Consider the following 19,930-nt stretch of genomic DNA (forward strand, 5'->3'; position numbering starts at 1 on the left):
GACCTTTGCGAGGGGCCATTGTTGCAGCCTCGGCTCCACCCGGGGGGCCGGGTCGGCAGGGCGGTTCCGGATCGGCGTCTCAGGCGACCACGGTGGCCCGGAAAAGCGTGCCGTCTCCGGACACTTCGGCGGCTTCGCCGGGGGTCACGAAGGCCGACTCGCCCGGGCCGAGGGCCAGTTCGCCGACCTGGACCCGGCCCGCCGTGCAGAGCAGGATCTGCGGCAGCGCGGTGGCGAGGTCGCGGGCGGCGCCGTCCTCGGACAGGACGAAGCGGGAGAGCCGGAACTCCTCGATGGGGGTCGCGTAGACCTCCTCGCCGTCCGGGCCGGCCTCCGGGCGCAGTACGCCCGCCTCGCCCGCCTGGAAGCGGACGATGCGCAGCAGCTCCGGGATGTCGATGTGCTTGGGGGTGAGGCCGCAGCGCAGCACGTTGTCCGAGTTGGCCATGATCTCGACGCCGAGGCCGTCCAGATAGGCGTGCGGGATCCCCGCCCCGAGGTAGAGGGCCTCCCCCGGCTGGAGGGTGACGTGGTTCAGCAGCATCCCCGCGAGGACCCCCGGGTCGCCGGGGTAGTGGTGGGCGAGGGTGGCGTACGGGGCGTAGTCGCCGCCGAGGCGTTCGGCCGCGGCGGCGGCCTCGGTGACGGTGGCGGCCATCTCCTCGCGGTCGGCGCCGAGCACGGCGGTGAGGACCTCGCGCAGCGCGGCCTCCTCCGGGTGGGCGCGCAGCAGGTCCACGTACGGCTTGAGGGAGTCGACGCCGAGGCCCGCGATCAGTTCGGCCGCGGCGGCGGGTTCGCGGAAGCCGCACAGTCCGTCGAAGGGGGTGAGCGCGCAGAGGAGTTCGGGCTTGTGGTTGGCGTCCTTGTAGTTGCGGTGCGGGGCGTCGAGCGGGACGCCCCGGCGCTCCTCCTCCGCGAAGCCCGCCCTGGCCTGGTCGAGATCGGGGTGGACCTGGAGGGAGAGCGGGGCGCCCGCCGCGAGGAGCTTCAGGAGGAAGGGCAGCCGGGGGCCGAACTTCGCGACCGCGGCCTCGCCGAGCAGGGCCTCGGGGGCGGCGTCGATGACCTCGTTGAGCGGTCCGGCCTCGGTGTGCGAGGGCGCCCCCGGGTGCGCGCCCATCCACATCTCGGCCTGCGGCTCGCCGCTCGGCTCCACGCCGAGCAGCTGCGGGAGGGCGGTGACCGAGCCCCAGGCGTAGGGCCGGACGGAGTTCGCGAGGCGGTACATGCGGGCTCTTTCTGCGGAGGGGCGCGGGGGGCGAATTCTGCGGGAGGGGGGTGTGGCGGCGGGGAGGGCTGGCCGGAAGCGCGGAGGGGCGGACGGGAGTGGACGGGGAGGAGGGCGGCTGAGGGCAGGGGGCGGGCTGCGGAGGTCGGGCGCGGGTCAGTGCGCCGTGGGCGCGGCGGTGGACGTCCTGCGCGCCGCGCCGGGCGCCTGGTGCGGGGCCGGGCAGATCCGGGGCGGCGGTGCCACGGACCGGTGCGGGGTGCCGTCGGTGGAGCGGCTGCCCGGTGGCGTCAAGATCAGACCCCGGAGGCGAGCGCCAGGTAAACGGCGGCGAAATCCGTGATGGCGATCAGCTCCGCGAGCCGTTCCAGTTCCCCGCCCTCGCCGGGCTCCAACTCGCTGAGGGCGGTGTCGTGGCCGAGCGCCAGCTCGCGCGCGGCGGGCGCGGCGCTGAGACCGCCGTTCAGCGCGTCGCGCAGCAGCACCACACGGGCGCGCATGGCCTGCGGTTCCTCGACCCGGTCGCGGAAGAAGTCGTCCGGGTCGCCGCCCGCGGCGAGCACCCCGGCGAGCAGGGCGCCGTGCGCGGGCAGCGCCTCGGGCAGCTCGGCGGCGAGCGCGGGGCGCCCGGCCAGCTCGGCGAGCGCCCCGGCGAAACGCCGCCCGGCCGGACCCGCGCACAGCCCCTCGGTCCAGATCAGCGGCAGCGAGTCGGCGAGTTCGGCGGCGAGCGTCTTGGCCGGGTTGTGGTACGTGGCGATGGCGGGGCCGCAGCGCTGCGCGATCTCGTCGAGCCGGTCGGCGACGCGGGCCAGCTCCTCGGCGGGCGCGCTGATCAGGCCCGTACGGTCCAGGAGCGCGAGCAGCGGCGTGAGCAGGGCCCACAGCGCGCCGGGCGCGGAGGCCGCCCCGACCTCTTCCTCCTCGTACGGGGCGGTCGCCATCGGCACGAAGAGTCCGTGCGCCGTCTCCACGGCCTCCCGCAGCGGGGAGTCCTGGGGCGCGACGGCGACCACGTTGCAGCCGCGGCGGTAGGCCTGGTCGGCGAGGACCGCGAGGCCCGGCTCGGAACCGTCCGGGGTGGCGAGCAGGAGGACGTCCACCGGGCCCGCCCAGCCGGGCAGCGTCCAGCGCAGGGCACCCGGGGCGGGGGCGACGCCGGTGGCGTGCAGCCGTGTCACGGGGCAGCCGACCCCGGCCAGCCTGCCGAGCAGGTCCCCCACGCAGATCGCGGCGGCGCCCGGGCCCGCGATCAGTACGGCACGCGGGCGCCCCTCGGGCTTCAGCTCGGTGACCCCGGCCTCGGCGGCGTGCCGTACGGCGGTACGCACCCGGGCGCCCGCCTCGGCCGCTCCGCGCAGCAGGCCGCGCCGGTCGGCACGCGCGAGCGCCTCGGGGTCCTCCAGCAGCGTTTCGTCCAGCATGGCGGGGCCTTTCCTGGGCCGTGGGTCGGGGCGGGCTGGAGTGGCGGGAGCCGGGTCCGGGGCCTCGGGCGGGGAGCAAGCCTCTACGACGGGGTCCCTGCGGCGGCTCGGGAGCTCGGGGAGGCCGTGCGGGCGCGCTCAGGCGGGGCGGCGCGCCTCGTCCACCAGCAGGACCGGGATGTCGTCGCGCACGGGGTAGGCGAGGCCGCATTCCTTGCTGGTGCAGACCAGTTCGCTGTCCCGCTCGTCGAGCGCGGAATGGCAGGCCGGACAGGCGAGGATCTCCAGGAGGCCGGCTTCCAGCGGCATGGGGTCGTCCCTTCAAAGGAGCAGCACTTGGGCCGCAGGACGCGGCCTGGCCAGGGTACCGCTGTGAGGGGTGGGGTGTGGGGGTGGCCCGGGAGGGGGTGGGGGGTGAGGAGCGGAGGGGACGGAGGCAGCGGCTGACGGCTGACGGCTGACGGCTGACGGCTGACGGCTGACGGCTGACAGATAACGGATGACGCATTTCACTATCTGTCATCCGTCATCTGCCACTTGATAGCCGGTGCCCGACTTTCAATGCCCGGCTTCCGGCAGCCTGGCCGCCGCCGGGTGGCGCGCCGAGTCCACTCCACTACCGCCGACTCCGAGGCAACCGCCCCACCACGCCACGCCACGCCCCGCTCGGCCCCGGCCCCGGCCCCGGCCCAATCCAACCCCCGCCCGAGCGGGGGGGGTCCCGCAGCCCACGACCGACCCCCGACCAGCCGCCCGGGCGCGTGCCTCAGCCCCTGACCAGAGCCAGCACCTCGTCCCGTACCTTCGCCGCCGTGGTCTCGTCGCGGGCCTCGACGTTGAGGCGCAGGAGCGGCTCGGTGTTGGAGGCGCGGAGGTTGAACCACCAGTCGGCGGCGGTGACAGTGAGGCCGTCGAGTTCGTCGAGGGTGACGTCGTCCCGGCTCTCGTACGCCGACTTCACGGCGGCGGCGCTGGCGGCCTGGTCCGTGACGGTGGAGTTGATCTCGCCGGAGCTGGCGTAGCGGTCGTACTGGGCGACCAGGGCGGACAGGGTCTGGTCCTGGGTGCCGAGTGCCGCGAGGACGTGCAGGGCGGCGAGCATGCCGGTGTCGGCGTTCCAGAAGTCGCGGAAGTAGTAGTGCGCGGAGTGCTCGCCGCCGAAGATCGCGCCGGTCTTCGCCATCTCGGCCTTGATGAAGGAGTGGCCGACCCGGGTGCGGACGGGGGTGCCGCCGTTCTCGCGTACCACTTCCGGGACGGACCAGGAGGTGATCAGGTTGTGGATGACGGTGCCGGTGCCGCCGTTCTTCGCCAGTTCGCGGGCGGCGACGAGCGCGGTCACGGCGGACGGGGAGACCGGGTCGCCGTTCTGGTCGACGACGAAGCAGCGGTCCGCGTCGCCGTCGAAGGCGAGGCCGAGGTCGGCGTTCTCCTCGCGCACCCGCTGCTGGAGGTCGACGATGTTCTTCGGGTCGAGCGGGTTGGCCTCGTGGTTCGGGAAGGTGCCGTCGAGCTCGAAGTACAGCGGTACGAGGTCGATCGGCAGGCCCTCGAACACGGTGGGCACCGTGTGGCCGCCCATGCCGTTGCCCGCGTCGACGACGACCTTGACCTTGTCCCCGGCCGCCTTGGCGCCGCTCGCCGGGGGCCTGATCCCGGTGAGGTCGACGAGCGAGCGCAGATGGGCCGCGTAGTCGCCGAGGGTGTCCCGCTGGGTGATGGTGCCCGTGGTGGCGGCGGGCGCGGGGGCTCCGCCGTCCTGCCAGCCCTCGACAAGCGCGCGGATCTCGGCGAGTCCGGTGTCCTGCCCGACCGGCGCGGCCCCGGCGCGGCACATCTTGATGCCGTTGTACTGGGCCGGGTTGTGCGAGGCGGTGAACATCGCGCCCGGCAGGTCGAGCGCCCCGGAGGCGTAGTACAGCTGGTCCGTGGAGCAGAGCCCGATCTCGGTGACGTCCGCGCCCCGGGCGGCGGCCCCCCGGGCGAAGGCGCGGGCGAGGCCGGGCGAGGAGGGCCGCATGTCGTGTCCGGTGACGATCGCCTCCGCGCCGGTCACCTGGACGAAGGCCGCGCCGAACAGCTCGGCCAGCGACTCGTCCCACTGGTCCGGGACCACCCCGCGTACGTCGTACGCCTTCACGAGCTGCGAAAGATCAGCAACAGCCACGGCCGAGCCCTTCTGGAGTTCCTGCGGTCCCTGCGGTCAGGGCAAAAGCTACCCGGTTCCGCTTCCCGGTCACTGTGACGTTGTCGGCAGCGCCGCTTGACGGTACTTCACCTGAGGTATCGGCAGATAACACCCCATGCAGGACGCCGGCAAAGCGGGCAACTCGGTACGTCGCGCCATGCGTTCACGAGTGCGTAAGCGGAAGGCCCGCAGAAGTACCCGGCCAGGAAACACGCCCGAGCGGTAAACGTATGCCTTCGGAAACGTACGCGGGGTCAGGAGTCCGGGGAGCGGAGTACGCGCAGGTGGCCGCGGCGGGCGACCTCCATCGGGTCGGCGGCGCGGGTCGGGTTACCGCCCGCCTCCGCGGCGCGCTCCTGGGGACGTGCCGCCTCGCGGACCGCGTTGGCGAGGGCTTCCAGATCGTCGCCGCTGGGGCGGCTCGGCCCCGAGGCCTCGGCGAGCCGGACGACCTCCCAGCCGCGGGGGGCGGTGAGGCGTTCCGAGTGCTCGGCGCAGAGGTCGTAGCAGTGCGGTTCGGCGTAGGTGGCGAGCGGGCCGAGGACCGCGGTCGAGTCGGCGTAGACGTACGTCAGCGTCGCTACGGCAGGACGGCCGCATGCGGTGCGCGAACAACGACGTACAGGGCTCACGACGTTGGACGGTACCGCACTCTTGAGCGGGCCGCGACGACTCTCCCCGAGGTCACCCCACCGTGTCGTACCCCGCGGGCGCGGCCCGGCGCCGGTCGGACACGCGGCGCTGAACTGGCGTGACGTGGTACGGGAGGCGGTGGGGGCGGCGGCCATCTGGCGCCGCTCGGGTCGGATGCCGGCGAAGAGCGGGCCGCGGGAGGGCCGGGACTGATATGCGATCGAGCCCGGGGAGGGGGGAGCGGCGGCTGGCAGCTGGTGACCGGTGACCAGCGGTCGGCAGCCGGTGGCCAGCGGCTGGCGGCTGGCGGCTGGCGGCTGGCGGCTGGCGGCTGGCGGCTGGCGGCTGGCGGCGGAGAGTGGCGGCAGGTGAACAGGCGAGGGATGGGGCGATGGGGGACCCGGGCGGTCGATGAGGAACCCGGGCGACGGATGGCAGGTGGCAGATGACGGATGACGGATATCACTATCTGTCATCCGTCATCTGTTACCTGTCACCTGTCATCCGCCACCTGCCGGTCATCACCCACCGCCCTCAGTCGACATCCGCGACCCCACCCCTCCCCGGGGATTACGCTTCGTCGGTGATGGACAACCCCGTACCGCCGCCCCCCACCGAGCCGCGGCCCCGTCGCCGTGACCGTCACGGCAGGGGCATGCGCGGCCCCGTCGCACCTCCTCAGGTGCCGCTCTCCGCGCCGCGCGCGCAGGTCTTCGCCGACCTCGTGCAGGATTCCGTCGAGCGTCTCGAGCGCCGGTGGCCGCAGTTGGCGGAGGTCGACTTCCTGGTGCTGGAGGTGCCGCGCCTGGACAGCGGCGCCGAGGACTGGGACGGGCAGTCGGTGCCGCTCGGCGGTATCTCCGCGGCCCGGGACGGGCGCCCCGGGCGGGTGGTCGTCTACCGGCGGCCGATCGAGATCCGTACCAAGAGCCGCGACGAGCGGGCCGAGCTGGTGCACGAGGTCGTCGTCGAGCAGGTGGCCGAGTTGCTCGGCCTCACGCCCGAGACCGTCGACCCCCGCTACGGCGAGGACTGACACCGGACCTCGGCCGGACACTGACACCGGGCCTCAGCCTGGCAGTGACGCCGGGGCCCCACACCTGACGTAGGGCAGGCCCCGCACCTGACGAAGGGCGGGCCCCGCACCCAGCGGGCCCCGCCCTCGCGGTCGGCTCACGTTCCCGACCAGATCAGTCAGACACGCCAGCGCCTGGCCTCGGAACGAGCCGGACCTCAGCACAGCCTCCGACTCAGCACCGTCACCGTCCCTGACTCAGCACCGTCGCCGACTCAGCACGGCCCCTGGCTCAGAACGGCCCCGTGACCGCGAACGTAGTACCCGGCGTGTACACGTTCACGAACATCGTCTTGTGGTCGGGGGCGAAGGTGACCCCCGCGAACTCGCCCCACTCCGGTTCCTCGGGGGTGCCGATGTTCTGGCGGCCGCGGGCCATCGGGTAGACCTCGCCCCTGCGGGTCAGGCCGAAGACGTGCTGGCCGCCCTCGCCGTCCTCGCAGACCATCAGACCGCCGGAGGGGGCCAGGCAGATGTTGTCCGGGGACTCGCCCGGGAGTTGGACGTCGGTGTCGGGGCCGAAGACGATGACCAGGGTGAGGGTGCGGCGGCTGGGGTCGTACCGCCAGACCTGGCCGTAGTGGTCCGCGGCCGAGCCCTCGTCGCTGTGGGCGAAGGACGAGACGAAGTAGACGCAACTGCCGCCCCAGTAGCAGCCCTCCAGCTTCTGGGCGTGCGTGATGCCGCCGGCGCCGAAGTCCTGGAAGCGGATGGGGGTGGAGGTGGCCAGCGGGTCGGGGACGTCGACCCACTCGATGTGCCGGAAGACGGTGCCGGTCTCCTGCACCGCGGAGAGATCCGGTACGCCGGGTACCCGCATCGCCTGGAGGGTGCCCCCGGCGCGCAGCGAGCCGAGGCCGCCCTGGGGTTTCTCGGGCAGGAAGCGGTAGAAGAGGCCGAAGGGCTTCTCGAAGGCGTCCTCGGTCTCGTAGACGATGCCGCGCCGCGGGTCGATGGCGATGGCCTCGTGCTGGAAGCGGCCCATCGCGGTGAGCGGGACGGCGCCGGAGCGGTGCGGGTCGACCGGGTCGACCTCGAAGATGAAGCCGTGGTCCTTGGTGTAGCCGTTGGTGCCGGCCTTGTCCTCGGTCTCCTCGCAGGTGAGCCAGGTGCCCCAAGGGGTGGGCCCGCCCGCGCAGTTGACCGCGGTACCGGCGATGCCGACGCGCTCGGTGCGGACCTCGCCGTGCCGGTCGAGGGTGAGCGCGGTACAGCCGCCCTTGCCCATCGGGTCGTACGTGAGGCCGTCGATCACCGGCACCGGGACCCGGCCGTCGGCGCGGTTCTCGTGGTTGCGCACCAGGTGGACCTGGCCGTGGCGGCCGGGCAGGGCGGTCATGCCGTCGCAGTTGCTGGGGACCGGGCCCTCGCCGGAGCGCAGGGGCTCGCCCTCGCGGGAGAGCACCTTGTAGCGGAAACCTTTGGGCAGGTCGAGGATGCCTGCGGGGTCGGGGACCAGGGGGCCGTAGCCGCCCTTGCCGGGTGAGTGGGCGGCGGCGGTACCGGCGAAGAGTTCACCGAGCGCGCCGGTGAAGGCGATTCCCGCGCCCACCGCACCGGTGCGGGCCAGGATCTGGCGCCGGGACGGGGCGGACGAGCTGGGGTGGGGCGTGGCCCCGGACGGTGCGGACATTGGGCGTACCTCCTGCTGGCGGACAGGAATCCGGACCCGCCCGTGTGTATCACGCGCTCCGTCCCACGGGAACCAGGTGCGTACCCCCGTCACGTGCGCAGCTCCGGCAACCCGGGCGCGGAGCCGACCGGTTTCCGCCGCACCGTCCCCCGGCGTCCCCCGTGTCCCCCGCAGAAGCCGCACCGTCCACCGCGGAAGCCGCGCGTCCTGATCTCCTCCGGTGCTCCGGTTGCCGCTCCGGCACCCGAGGCGATCAGCCCCGGACCTCAATCCCGTTCGGGCCGCGATCCCGCTCGGACCTCAATCCCTTTCGGACCTCAGTCCCGCTCGGGCCACAACCCCGCTCAGCCTCAACCCCGCTCGGCCCTCAGTCCCGTTCGGCGTCCTGCACCACCGACAGGTCCTCCTCCGCCTCGGGCACCGCGACGGTGCCGCCGTCGTCCGAGAGGGTCTGGATGGTGAACATCGGGATGCCGTCCTCGGGCGCCTCCAGGAGCCGGGAGGCGTGGACGGGGCCGCCGGAGAGGTGCTCCACGGTCAGGGCGTACGTCCCCTTCAGGCCCTGCGGTACGGGCGGGGCCACCGCGAGGGTGCTCCCGCTCTTGACGCGGTAGGTCTTGCTGACGGGGGTGCCGCCCCGGGTGCCCGCCGAGGCGGTGACCTTGACCCTGCCCGCGGCGCCGGGGGCGGTGAGGCTCAGCACGCTGCCCTTGGCATGGTTCTCGGCCACGCTCGCCCGGGCGCCGACCGAGGGGGCCGCGGGCAGGAAGGCGGACTCGCGCTTCTCGCCGTTGCCGCGCACCACGTGCAGGGCGGCGACCACCGGTACGGCCTTGTCGCCGGGGCTGAGCAGCAGCGATCCGGGCTGGCCGCGGGTCACGTCGCGCAGATCGGCGGTGGCGGTCATGCCCGCCTTCACATGCAGGGACTCGTGTCCCGCGGGGGTGATCGGGCCGCTGGGGGTGGCGAGTTTCAGCCGGAGGTCGGCGTCGTTCTCGCCGGGCGCGAAGACGACCAGGCGGGCCGAGGTGGCGTCCTTGGGGATGCCCGGCAGCACGAGGCTGCCCGCCGGGTCCCCGGCCGGGGCCAGCCAGTCGCCGCCGGTCTTCTCGTCGGCGCTGTGCACGGCGGCGGAGACCCGGCCGCTGCGGACCGCGACATGCGCGGTGACATCGGCCTCGGTCTTCTCGGTGAGCGTGGAGAGGAGCACGGACACGCTGGCGTGCGGGCGGACCTGGATGTCCTCGCCCACCTCGGACTTGAGGGCGCCGCCGGGTCCGTACAGCTCGACGTCGACCACGGCGGCGGAGTCGTCCGGGTTGGTGAGGTGGACGTAGTCGCTGCGGGAGCCCGCGGTGCTGACGCCGGGGAACCAGAAGTCGGTGTCGGGGGCGGAGCAGGCGAGGCCGGACAGGCCCCGGCCGGTGCCCACCGGCGTCTTGGTGGACTGCTGCACGGTCCAGCCCGGGGCGAGCCGCCCCTCGGCGGTGCCGATCAGCGCGGGTTCCGCACCGCCGGAGGCCGAGTGCCCGACCGGCTTCCCCGGCTCCTTGGCCTCGAACACCGGCTCGGCACCGGCCTCCTGGCCGCTGCCGCCCTTCCCGTCCTTGTCCCCCTTGCCCTTCTCGCTCTTGTCGCCCTTGCCGTCCTTCTTGCCCTTGCCGTCCTTCTTCTTGTCCGTCTCGCCCTCGGCGCCGTCCGTGGCGGCGGGCAGCAGGCTCGCCTCGCCCTCGCCGTCGGCGCCCTTCACCACGGGGGTGAAGGAGGTGTACGAGGTCTCGGCGAGGTCGGAGCCGCTGGGCGCCGGGCAGAGCAGGCTGCTGCGCTCGACGGGCAGCCGGGCCGCGGACTTCGCCTGCGCGCCGGAGTCCTCGGGCGCGGCGAGGGCGGCGACCCCGGTCAGCAGGAGCAGGGCGCCGGTGGCCGCGAGCAGCGGGACGGGTACGGGCAGGGGCAGGGTCTTGCGGTTCACTGCTGGCTCCCGTCGGGACGCTCGCTGTCGTGGTCGTGCGCGGGACGGCCGGTCCGCGGGTCAGGGCCCGGGTGACCGCCCTGCTCGGGCCCCTCGGCGGCGCCCTGCTCACCCTGCGCGGGATAGCCGGAGCCGTACCCGCCCTCGTAGCCGGTGCCGTACCCGGCGTAGGGGTCGTACTGCCCGCCCTGCTCCTGGTACTGCCCGCTCCCGTACGGGCCCTCCTGGTAGCCCGGGCTCTGCTGATAGTCCGGGCCGCCCTGGCCGCCGTACGTCTGCGGGCCCTCGTAGGCCTGGCCGCTCCCGTAGGACTGCCCGCCCTCGTAGGCCTGGCCGTCCTGGTACGTGCCCGGGTTCTCGTACGCCTGCTGCTCCTGGTACGCCTGCTGTCCCGGGTCCTGGTACGTCTGCTCGTAGGCACCGCCCTGGTACGGCGTCTGCGGGTACGGGCTCTCCTCGGCGTACGAGGTCCGGCCGTACGCGGTGTAGTCGGCGTAGGCGCCCTGGTCCGCCGGGTCCTGGGGCGACCGGCCCGGTTCGGCGGGGGGTTGCGCCCACTGCTCGTACCCCTGCTGCTGCGGGAGGTAGGGCTCGGCGGCCGGGGGCGTGGCCGTGGCCTGGTCCTCGGTGCCGGGCGGCGGGGTCCCCGGCGGGGCCGGGGGCGCGGCGGGGGGGGCGGCGGGGGGCGGGCGGGCGGGGTGAAACTCCTGCTCCGCGCCGGGGACTCTCCGCCGGGCTCGGCCGGGGCGGGCCCGGCGGACGGCGGGGCGGGAGCGGCCGGGTCCTGCGGGGCCGGCTGGCCCTCGGCGACCGCCTGGGCGCGGAGGCGGCGGGCCCGGCGGCCCTCGCCCGCGACGGCCTGGGCGGGGACCAGCGGCTCCTCGGGGAGGTCGTCGTCGACATGGCGGCGGCGGCCCGGCAGGGCCATCACGACCAGGACGAGGGCGAGGAAGCCCTGGGCGAAGAGCCAGGCGGTGTGCCCGACCGAGTCCTCGTACCCGAGGTCGAGGCGGCCGCCGCCGGAGGGGAGTGCGAAGCCCTGGGCCCAGCCGTCGAGGGTCACCTTGGTGAGCGGGCGGCCGTCGAGGGTGGCGGTCCAGCCCTCGTCGGCGGTGTCGGCGAGGCGCAGTACCCGGCCCTCGCTGCCCGCGGGCAGCTCGGTGTGCAGTTCGACGGGTCCGGCGGCGACCGGCAGCGGCTCGCCGGACTTCGGCACCACCACGGCGCGGGCGACCTGCCGGTCCACCCGCCACAGGGCGCTGCCGTCCTGCTGGCTGAGCCGGGTGAGGCCGGGGGTGGCGTCCAGGACGCGGCTCATCTCGCGCGGGGCGCCGTCGCGGACCAGGACGTAGCGCACGGCGAAGCCGCCGAGCTGGTCGGCCTGGTTGGCGCCGGAGCCCGCGACGAGGTTGGCGACGACCTTGTCGAGGCGGGTGTTGCGGTCGGCGGCCCCGGTGAGTTCGGCGTCGGCCATGCGGGCGCCGGAGCCGCGGATCAGGGTGTAGGAGACCTCGGCGGCGGAGTCGCTGCCGAGGATCAGGGTGCGGGGCTGGTCGGGGGTGCGGCTCTCCTCGGCGACGAAGGCCGGGACCTGGACGGGGTCGCGGCGCTCCAGCGGGCCGTCGGCGCCGTCGGCCATCCAGCCGAGGGCGGCCGACAGCGGGCCGAGGAAGGCGGCGAGGGCGATGAGCGCGGCCAGCGGCTGGCGCCAGCCGAAGCTCTGCTGCGCGACCCGGCCGCGGGCCTCCTCGGCGCCCAGGGCGGCGGCGCCGAGCAGGGCGATTCCGTAGACCAGGGTGGCCGGGCCCGCCCAGGCGGAGGAGTTGGACAGGGCGGCGAAGAGGAAGCCGGTGAGGGCGACGGTCCAGGCGACGCGGATCGCGAACTGCCTCTCGCGGCGCAGGAGCGCGGCGAGCGCGGCGAGGACGATGCCGGTCAGGACGAGCCCGCCGACGGTGCCGGGGCCGCCCGGGGAGGTGCCGAGCAGGTCGAGCACGGAGGCCGCGCCCTCGCCGTAGTCGAGTCCGGCCTCGCGGAAGAAGCCGAACGGCAGCAGGGAGAGCGACCAGGGGGCGAGCACGACCAGCGGGGCGCCGAGGGCGGCGAGCAACCGGAGCCCGTGGGCGCGCAGTTCACCGCGGCGCAGGGCGAGCAGGCCGAGCCCGAGGACCAGGGCCAGCGGCCAGACGATCGGGGTGAAGGCGGTGGCGGTGGTGAGCAGCAGGGCGTACGCCCAGGTGGCGCGCCAGCTGCCGCGGTCGCCGGTGGCCAGGCCCGCGGCGGCGATACCGGCCCGGGCGATCAGCGGCAGCAGGATGGCGAGGACCGCGGTGCCGATGCGGCCGCCCGCGAGCGCGCCGGTGGCGGCGGGCAGGAAGGCGTAGGCGACCGAGGCCCAGGCGCGCAGCAGCCGGGAGCCGACGAGCGGGCGGGAGGCGAAGTACGCGGAGAATCCGGCGAGCGGCACCGAGCAGACGAGCAGCACGGTGACGGCGAGGCCGGTGGAGCCGAAGAAGACCGTGGCGAGCAGGGCGACGAGGGCGAGGTAGGGCGGCGCCGACTGGGTGCCGCCGGTGCCGACCGGATGCCAGCCGTCGGTGTAGCGCGACCAGAGGTCCCAGGCGTCGGGGGGTGCGGGCAGCAGGGCGCCGCCCGCGAGCGCGCCGCTGCCGAGCAGCGAGCGGCAGGCGATGAGGGAGACGAAGAGCAGGACGAAGAAGAGCACCGGTCCCGGCCTGCGGGCGACCCGCTTGAGCCGGGCGAACTGCTCGATCTCCAGGAAGTCGGCGTCGTCCCCGCCGGGTCCGGACTCGACCGCGCCGCCGTGCCGGCCGGCGGTGAGGACCTCGGGCTCGGAGCGGCCGATGAGATTGCCCGCGACCTGTTCGACGGTGTGCCGCACGGTGGCGCCGGGCGGCGGGAACAGGGCGCGCAGTTCGCCCTTGTCGAGGACGGAGCCCTTGCGGCGGCGGCGCCCGGCGAGGATCCGCTCGGGCCGCAGCAGGGTGGTGCAGAGCCCGGCGATCTCGTCGAGGGCCTGCCCCGGCACCTTGCCGACCAGATAGGCGAGGGTGCGCACCACGGTGCCGACGACCAGGCGCAGCAGCACCCAGGGCAGCACGGCGGTACGGGAGTTGACGAGCAGGGTGTAGGCGGCGCCCGCCTTGTCGACGCGGTGCGGTCCGGTGCCCTGGCGGGCGAAGCGGCCCGTGCCCGTGCGGTCGGCGGCGGCGGTGCGGCCGACGCAGTCGACGGTGCGGCGCTCACGGGAGGCGGCCTCGGCGTGCCGGACGACGGCGTCGGGGGCGACGAGGACGCGGTGGCCCGCCTGGTGGGCGCGCCAGCACAGGTCGACGTCGTCGCGCATCAGGGGCAGCCTGCGGTCGAAGCCGCCGAGCTGCTCGTAGACGTCGCGCCGGATGAGCATGCCCGCGGTGGAGACGGAGAGCACGGGGCGTACGTGGTCGTGCTGGCCCTGGTCCTGTTCGCGGCGGTCGAGGCCGGTCCAGCGGCGGCCGCTGTGCGCGATGGAGGCGCCGACCTCCAGGAGCTGCCTGCGGTCGTACCAGCCGAGCAGCTTGGGGCCGACGATGGCGGTCTCCCGGCCGAGTTCGCGTTCGTTCTCCACGACGCGCAGGAGCTGGGCGAGGGCGTCGGGCTCGGGGGCGCAGTCGTCGTGCAGCAGCCAGAGCCACTGCTCCGGCTCCCCGTACGGGAGTTCGGGCATCTCGTAGGCCTCGTCGCGCCAGGTCCGGGTGACCGGGTCCCAGCCGCTGGGCCGCTTCAGATAGGGCAGGTCGTCGGGGGTGAGCACCCCGGCGGTGCGGGCCGCCTCGTCGACGGCGGCGCCGAAGCCGGTGCGCCGGGCGAGGTGCAGGACGCGGGCGTCGCCGAGGGCCTCGGCGAGCAGGCGCGCGGAGTCGTCGGCGCTGCCGGTGTCGGAGGCGATGGCGTTCTGCACCGGGCGCTGCTGGCCGAGGAGTCCGGCGAGCGCCTTGGGCAGCCAGCGGGCGCCGTCGTGCGAGACGAGGACGGCGGTGACCACGGCCGCCGGGAACTCGGGCGCGCTGGTGGCGTCGGAGAGCGGCCCGCGGGCGGGGTCGGGCCCCGCGGCGGTGACCGGATCGTGGTGGCCTGCCGAATGGCTGTGCACGGACATCGAGGTACGGGCCCCGGTTCGCTGGACTGCGGTGGACGCACCTGCCCGCGGGGGCGTGTGCGTCTCGGACGAGGGCCCACACTAACGGCTGCGCAACACCGCGGCCCGCCGCCTGTGGACAACTCGGAGGCGACGGGCCGTACATGGCGACGGGGCGGGTGGCGGCGGGCCGCCCGGGCGGGGCTCAGCCGAAGCGGAGCGCGCGGCACCGGGGCGTGGGAGCCGTCCACGGGCGCGGGGCGGGGATCAGACGGCGGCCTTCTTCAGGCGGCGGCGCTCGCGCTCGGAGAGTCCGCCCCAGATGCCGAAGCGCTCGTCGTTGGCGAGGGCGTATTCGAGGCACTCGGAGCGCACCTCGCAGGCGAGGCACACCTTTTTGGCCTCGCGGGTGGAGCCGCCCTTCTCCGGGAAGAAGGACTCGGGGTCGGTCTGCGCGCAGAGCGCGCGTTCCTGCCAGCCGAGTTCCTCCTCGGCCTCGTCGACCAGCAGTTCCTCAAACAGCTCGGTCATGTGCGCCCCTCGTCCGACTTTGCGTCCCCGCGATGCTGCCGTTGGCCCGTTTTCGGCCGAACGACACGTGTGAAATTACAAGTGTGTGACTCCGAGCGAGTCAAGCCGGGATCTGCTATTGAGCCCGTTATTCACTCTGCGGAACCAAGCTGACACAGAAAGTGTTCATATCGGCCTAAACCATGACACATCCCTGTGGCGGATTTTCGCGGTCCCCGACGCCCTGTGCCCGGTCCGGCGCCACACATTCGGCGCAGCCGCACACCGGGAGAAACGCTTCGGGGACCACACGCGTTCCGCATGCCGGGCCCCGCGGCCGCCCGGCCCGGGGGACGGGTGCCGACGGGGCGCCGGGCATGCCCGGTACAGCGCCGTCTCTCCTGGCCCGGGGCCGCACAAACCTTTCGCCTCCCACCGATACCGGATGGGGTGAAACATCTCGCACGAACCGGTGAGCAAGTTGACAGCGCGAGCATGAGCGGGTGTCCTTGTGGGCATGCTCGCGACTTCGGCCACCCTCCTGACCCGCACCGCCGGGTCCCCGGGTGCTGCCCGTACGCGCTGGAGCTGTTGCTGTCCCAGCTGTTGAGCCTTCCCGCTCCGGCTTCTCCCCGCCCTCCCCACCGGGCGGACCCCGCGCTCCGTCCCAGGGCGCCGCCCGTGACACTCCAGCATCCGCCGAGGACACCTCCCACGATGAACAGCGACAGCGACCTCCAGATCGCCGGCGACCTCCTCGAGGTCCTGCACCTCCTGCAGCCCCAGCGCGAACACCCCACCACCGTGGGCGAGTTCGTCGGGCTGGCCCGGGGGCTCGCCGCCGACCGCGCCCAGTGGGCCCCGCTGGTCCGCTACGACGCCACCACCCGCTGGTACCACCGGCTGCGCACCGGCCCCGGCTACGAGGTCTGGCTGCTCTCCTGGGTGCCCGGGCAGCGCAGCCGGCTCCACGACCACGGCCCCTCCAGCGGCGTACTGACCGTCCTGGAAGGGGAGTTGACCGAGCGCACCCCGCGCGGCGACCACCGTCTCGGCACCGGCGCGCAGCGCGTGTTCGCGCCGGGCTACGTCCACGAGGTGGTCAACGACTCCCTCGAAGGGGCGGTCAGCCTGCACGTCTACTTCCCGGGCCTGACCGAGATGCCGATGCGCTCCGGGGACGGCGGGGCGCTGGAACCGGCCGCCCAGGCGGCCCGGTGCGCGCAGCTCGCGGGCCCCGCCTGAGGCCGTCCGGCGACCCGTCCGCGCCGGGGCTGTCGGTGGGGCCTGACAGACTGCGGGCATGCGCATTGTGGTTCTGGCAGGCGGCATCGGCGGTGCCCGTTTCCTGCGTGGATTGAAGCAGGCGGCCCCGGACGCCGAGATCACCGTCATCGGCAACACCGGTGACGACATCCATCTCTTCGGCCTGAAGGTCTGTCCCGACCTCGACACGGTGATGTACACGCTGGGCGGCGGCATCAACGAGGAGCAGGGCTGGGGCCGCCGGGACGAGACCTTCCACCTCAAGGAGGAGCTCGCGGCCTACGGAGTGGGCCCCGAGTGGTTCGGGCTCGGCGACCGCGACTTCGCCACCCACATCGTGCGGACGCAGATGCTCGGCGCGGGCTTCCCGCTCAGCGCGGTCACCGAGGCGCTCTGCGACCGCTGGCAGCCCGGGGTGCGGCTGCTGCCGATGAGCGACGACCGGATCGAGACCCATGTCGCCGTCGAGGTCGACGGCGAGCAGCGCGCGGTGCACTTCCAGGAGTACTGGGTGCGGATGCGGGCCTCGGTGCCCGCGCTCGCGGTGGTGCCGGTCGGCGCGGAGCAGGCCGAGCCCGCGCCCGGGGTCCTGGAGGCGATCGCCGAGGCGGACATCGTGCTCTTCCCGCCGTCCAACCCGGTCGTCAGCATCGGCACCATCCTCGCCGTGCCGGGGATCCGCGAGGCGATCGCGGAGGCGGCCGTACCGGTCGTGGGCCTCTCGCCGATCGTCGGCGGCGCCCCGGTGCGCGGCATGGCCGACAAGGTGCTCGCGGCGGTCGGCGTCGAGGCCGACGCCGCGGCGGTCGCCGAGCACTACGGCTCGGGCCTGGTCGACGGCTGGCTGGTGGACACCGCCGACGCGGGCGTGGTGGAGCGGGTGGAGTCGGCCGGGATCCGCTGCCGGGCCGTCCCGCTGCTGATGACCGACGTGGACGCCGCCGCCCGGATGGCCGCCGAGGCGCTGAGACTGGCCGAGGAGGTCAGCGCGTGAACTCCTACCGGGTCTGGGCGCTGCCCGGGCTGCCCGAGGTCCGGCCCGGCGACGACCTGGCGAAGCTGATCGCCGCGACCGGCCCCGGCCTGGTCGACGGCGACCTCGTGCTGGTCACCTCGAAGATCGTCTCCAAGGCCGAGGGCCGGATCCTGGCCGCCGCCGACCGCGAGTCGGCCATCGACGCCGAGACGGTACGGGTGGTCGCCCGCCGCGGTGCGCTGCGCATCGTGGAGAACCGGCAGGGCCTGGTGATGGCCGCCGCCGGGATCGACGCCTCCAACACCCCCGAGGGCACCGTCCTGCTGCTGCCCGAGGACCCGGACGCCTCGGCCCGCGCGATCCGTACGGGACTGCGCGACACCCTCGGCGTCGAGGTCGGCGTGCTGCTCACCGACACCTTCGGCCGCCCCTGGCGCAACGGCCTCACCGATGTGGCGATCGGCGCCGCCGGGGTGCGCGTCCTGGACGATCTGCGCGGCGGCGAGGACGCCCACGGCAATCCGCTCTCCGCCACCGTGGTCGCCACCGCCGACGAACTCGCCGCGGCGGCCGACCTGGTGAAGGGCAAGGCCGCGGGCCTGCCGGTCGCCGTCATCCGCGGACTCGGCCATCTCGTCGAGGCGGACGAGGGGCCGGGGAGCGGGGCACCGGAGCCCGGGACACCGCGGACAGAGACGTCGGAGACGGCGGCACCGGGGACAGAGGCATCGGGCACGACGGCATCAGGGACGGCGACCTCCGGAACGGGCGCGGAGCGGGCGGCGGAAACGGGTGCGGAGGGGGCGGCAGGCCCGGCCGGTACGGAAGCCGCGGCACCGGGCCCCTCGGGCGCGCGGGCGCTGGTGCGCAGCGCGCGGGACGACATGTTCCGGCTCGGCACCTCGGAGGCGGTGCGGGAGGCGGTGACCGGGCGGCGCACGGTGCGGGAGTTCACCGCCGAGGAGGTGGACCCCGGGGCGGTGCGCCGGGCGGTGGCCGCCGCCGTGACCGCGCCCGCCCCGCACCACACCACCCCCTGGCGCTTCGTCCTCCTGGAGTCGGCGGCCTCGCGCACCCGGCTCCTGGACGCCATGCGGGAGGCCTGGATCGCCGATCTGCGCCGGGACGGCAAGAGCGAGGAGTCCGTCGCCCGCCGGGTGCGCCGCGGCGAGGTGCTGCGCCGGGCCCCGTATCTGGTGGTGCCCTGCCTGGTCATGGACGGCTCGCACCACTACGGGGACGCCCGGCGGGATGCCGCCGAGCGCGAGATGTTCGTGGTCGCCGCGGGCGCGGGCGTGCAGAACTTCCTGATCGCCCTCGCCGGTGAGCGGCTCGGCTCGGCCTGGGTCTCCTCGACGATGTTCTGCCGCGAGGTGGTACGCGAGGTCCTGCGGCTCCCGGACGACTGGGACCCGATGGGCGCCGTCGCCGTCGGCCACCCCGCGAGCGACCCGCCGCCGCGCCCCACCCGGGAGGCCGCCGACTTCCTCGCAGTGCGCTGACCCCGGGGCGCCCACCGGGTCGGGGCTCGCCACCGCCGCGTACGCTCCCCCACCGGGGCGCCGGAGCACCACCGCACGTACCACCACCGGGGCAGGCACCACCGCCACCGCGGCACCGCGCACCACCCGGGCGCCCCCGCCCGGCCGACCACCGACCACCGACCACCGACCCCAGCGTCCCGTCCCGAGGCGCGCCCGACCCGAGGAGCGGACCGAGCCCGTGGCTGGACGTTTCGCGCCCCGCGGCCCCCGGCAGGAGGGCGAGCACGGCACCCGGACGACGGTGCGCGGCGGGCGGGTTCCCGCTCCCGGGCCCGCGCCCGAGCGGGCGGCGCGTCCGGCGGCGCCGGTGCGGCGGCGCAGCTGGCTGCCGCCCGCGGAGCACGGGCCGCTCGACCTCGGCCTGGTGCTCGGGCCGCTGCGCCGGGGCCCCGTGGATCCGAGTTTCCGGGCCGGGCGGGACGGCACGGTGTGGCGGAGCTGTCTGACCCCCGAGGGGCCGGGCACCCTGCGGGTGGCCGCCGCCGGGGGACGGGCCGAGGCCGAGGCCTGGGGCCCGGGCGCCGACTGGCTGCTCGACCGGCTGCCCGGACTGCTCGGCGCCGAGGACGACCCGGCGGCCTTCGTGCCCCGGCACCGCCTCCTCGCGCACAGCAGGCACCGCCGCCCGGGGCTGCGGCTCACCCGTACCGGACTGGTCCTGGAGTCGCTGATCCCGTCCGTACTGGAGCAGAAGGTCACCACCGACGAGGCCTACCGGGCTTGGCGGTTGCTGGTGCGGCGATACGGGCAGCCCGCGCCGGGGCCCGCCGAGGGGATGCCGGATCTGTATGTGATGCCGGAGCCGCGGCGCTGGGCGCTGATCCCGTCCTGGGAGTGGCACCGGGCGGGCGTGGACGACAAGCGCGCCGGGAGCATCCTGCGGGCGGTCCGGGTGGCCCGGCGCCTCGAAGAGGCCGCGGGCATGGCGCCGGAGCAGGCGCGGGCCCGCCTCGAACTCGTCCCCGGGATCGGCCCGTGGACCTCCGCCGAGGTGGTCCAGCGCAGCCACGGCGCCCCGGACGAGGTCACCGTGGGCGATCTGCACCTGCCCGGCATCATCGGCTACGCGCTCGCCGGGAACCGGCACGCGGACGACGCCGAGATGCTGCGGCTCCTGGAGCCCTACGCGGGCCAGCGGCACCGGGCGGCGCGGCTGATCCTGCTCTCCGGGCACGCGCCCGCACGCCGGACGCCGAAGATGCGGCGTACCGACATCAGCAAGTGGTGAGCGGGCGCCGCCCGATCGGCGGCTGAGGAGCGGGCGGTACGCCCCGCTCCTCCTGGAGCCGCGGCCATCCCTCCCGCAGCCGCGGCCGTCCCACCGGTCCCCCGGGGGGGAT

At 74.8% G+C, this 19,930-nt stretch carries 13 protein-coding genes and 1 pseudogene; 5 read left to right on the forward strand and 9 right to left on the reverse strand.

The features are described from left to right. Positions 1–79: 79 nt before the first annotated feature. The 5 genes from manA to MID12_RS10870 form a co-directional block, all read right to left on the reverse strand. Positions 80–1,231, reverse strand: a complete 1,152-nt coding sequence (gene manA, locus MID12_RS10850; RefSeq protein WP_263166509.1) for a mannose-6-phosphate isomerase, class I — start codon at positions 1,229–1,231, stop codon at positions 80–82. 296 nt (positions 1,232–1,527) lie between these two features. Further along, positions 1,528–2,655: an SIS domain-containing protein gene (locus MID12_RS10855; protein ID WP_263166511.1), complete on the reverse strand. Its 1,128-nt coding sequence runs from the start codon at positions 2,653–2,655 to the stop codon at positions 1,528–1,530. A 138-nt stretch (positions 2,656–2,793) separates the two neighbouring features. Further along, positions 2,794–2,964, reverse strand: a complete 171-nt coding sequence (locus MID12_RS10860; RefSeq protein ID WP_078844890.1) for a Trm112 family protein — start codon at positions 2,962–2,964, stop codon at positions 2,794–2,796. 457 nt (positions 2,965–3,421) lie between these two features. Continuing rightward, positions 3,422–4,822, reverse strand: coding sequence for a phosphomannomutase/phosphoglucomutase (locus MID12_RS10865; protein ID WP_078844891.1), 1,401 nt, complete (start codon positions 4,820–4,822; stop codon positions 3,422–3,424). Positions 4,823–5,097: 275 nt separating this feature from the next. Next, on the reverse strand, positions 5,098–5,475 hold the full coding sequence (locus MID12_RS10870; protein ID WP_040249392.1) for a DUF3499 domain-containing protein: 378 nt from the start codon (positions 5,473–5,475) through the stop codon (positions 5,098–5,100). A 587-nt stretch (positions 5,476–6,062) separates the two neighbouring features. On the opposite strand from MID12_RS10870, the gene MID12_RS10875 reads away from it, so the two are divergent. Then, positions 6,063–6,512 carry a metallopeptidase family protein gene (locus MID12_RS10875; RefSeq protein WP_107071306.1) on the forward strand — a complete coding sequence of 150 codons (450 nt, stop codon included), beginning with the start codon at positions 6,063–6,065 and terminating at the stop codon, positions 6,510–6,512. Between the two features lie 271 nt (positions 6,513–6,783). Here MID12_RS10875 and MID12_RS10880 read toward each other — a convergent pair whose 3' ends face one another. The 4 genes and pseudogenes from MID12_RS10880 to MID12_RS10895 form a co-directional block, all read right to left on the reverse strand. Continuing rightward, positions 6,784–8,184: a PhoX family protein gene (locus MID12_RS10880; protein WP_040249398.1), complete on the reverse strand. Its 1,401-nt coding sequence runs from the start codon at positions 8,182–8,184 to the stop codon at positions 6,784–6,786. Between the two features lie 367 nt (positions 8,185–8,551). Then, positions 8,552–10,156: a DUF5719 family protein gene (locus MID12_RS10885; RefSeq protein WP_263166517.1), complete on the reverse strand. Its 1,605-nt coding sequence runs from the start codon at positions 10,154–10,156 to the stop codon at positions 8,552–8,554. Between the two features lie 323 nt (positions 10,157–10,479). Then, positions 10,480–14,315 (reverse strand): annotated as a pseudogene (locus tag MID12_RS10890) (glycosyltransferase family 2 protein); the annotation flags it as partial. Between the two features lie 246 nt (positions 14,316–14,561). Next, positions 14,562–14,825 carry a WhiB family transcriptional regulator gene (locus tag MID12_RS10895; protein WP_040249407.1) on the reverse strand — a complete coding sequence of 88 codons (264 nt, stop codon included), beginning with the start codon at positions 14,823–14,825 and terminating at the stop codon, positions 14,562–14,564. Between the two features lie 696 nt (positions 14,826–15,521). Between MID12_RS10895 and MID12_RS10900 the strand changes: the two genes are divergently transcribed. The 4 genes from MID12_RS10900 (at position 15,522) to MID12_RS10915 (ending at position 19,818) form a co-directional block, all read left to right on the forward strand. Continuing rightward, complete coding sequence (locus MID12_RS10900) at positions 15,522–16,049, forward strand: cysteine dioxygenase (protein WP_263166520.1); 528 nt, start codon at positions 15,522–15,524, stop codon at positions 16,047–16,049. A gap of 58 nt (positions 16,050–16,107) precedes the next feature. Continuing rightward, positions 16,108–17,064, forward strand: coding sequence for a 2-phospho-L-lactate transferase (cofD, locus tag MID12_RS10905; RefSeq protein ID WP_040249413.1), 957 nt, complete (start codon positions 16,108–16,110; stop codon positions 17,062–17,064). Beyond that, complete coding sequence (locus MID12_RS10910; RefSeq protein ID WP_263166523.1) at positions 17,061–18,548, forward strand: coenzyme F420-0:L-glutamate ligase; 1,488 nt, start codon at positions 17,061–17,063, stop codon at positions 18,546–18,548. The genes cofD and MID12_RS10910 overlap by 4 nt, the downstream gene beginning before the upstream one ends. A gap of 220 nt (positions 18,549–18,768) precedes the next feature. Beyond that, on the forward strand, positions 18,769–19,818 hold the full coding sequence (locus tag MID12_RS10915; RefSeq protein WP_411576939.1) for a DNA-3-methyladenine glycosylase family protein: 1,050 nt from the start codon (positions 18,769–18,771) through the stop codon (positions 19,816–19,818). The last annotated feature ends 112 nt before the right edge of the window (positions 19,819–19,930 follow it).

The organism is Streptomyces sp. SCSIO ZS0520 (genome assembly GCF_025643355.1).
Taxonomy (GTDB): domain Bacteria; phylum Actinomycetota; class Actinomycetes; order Streptomycetales; family Streptomycetaceae; genus Streptomyces; species Streptomyces physcomitrii.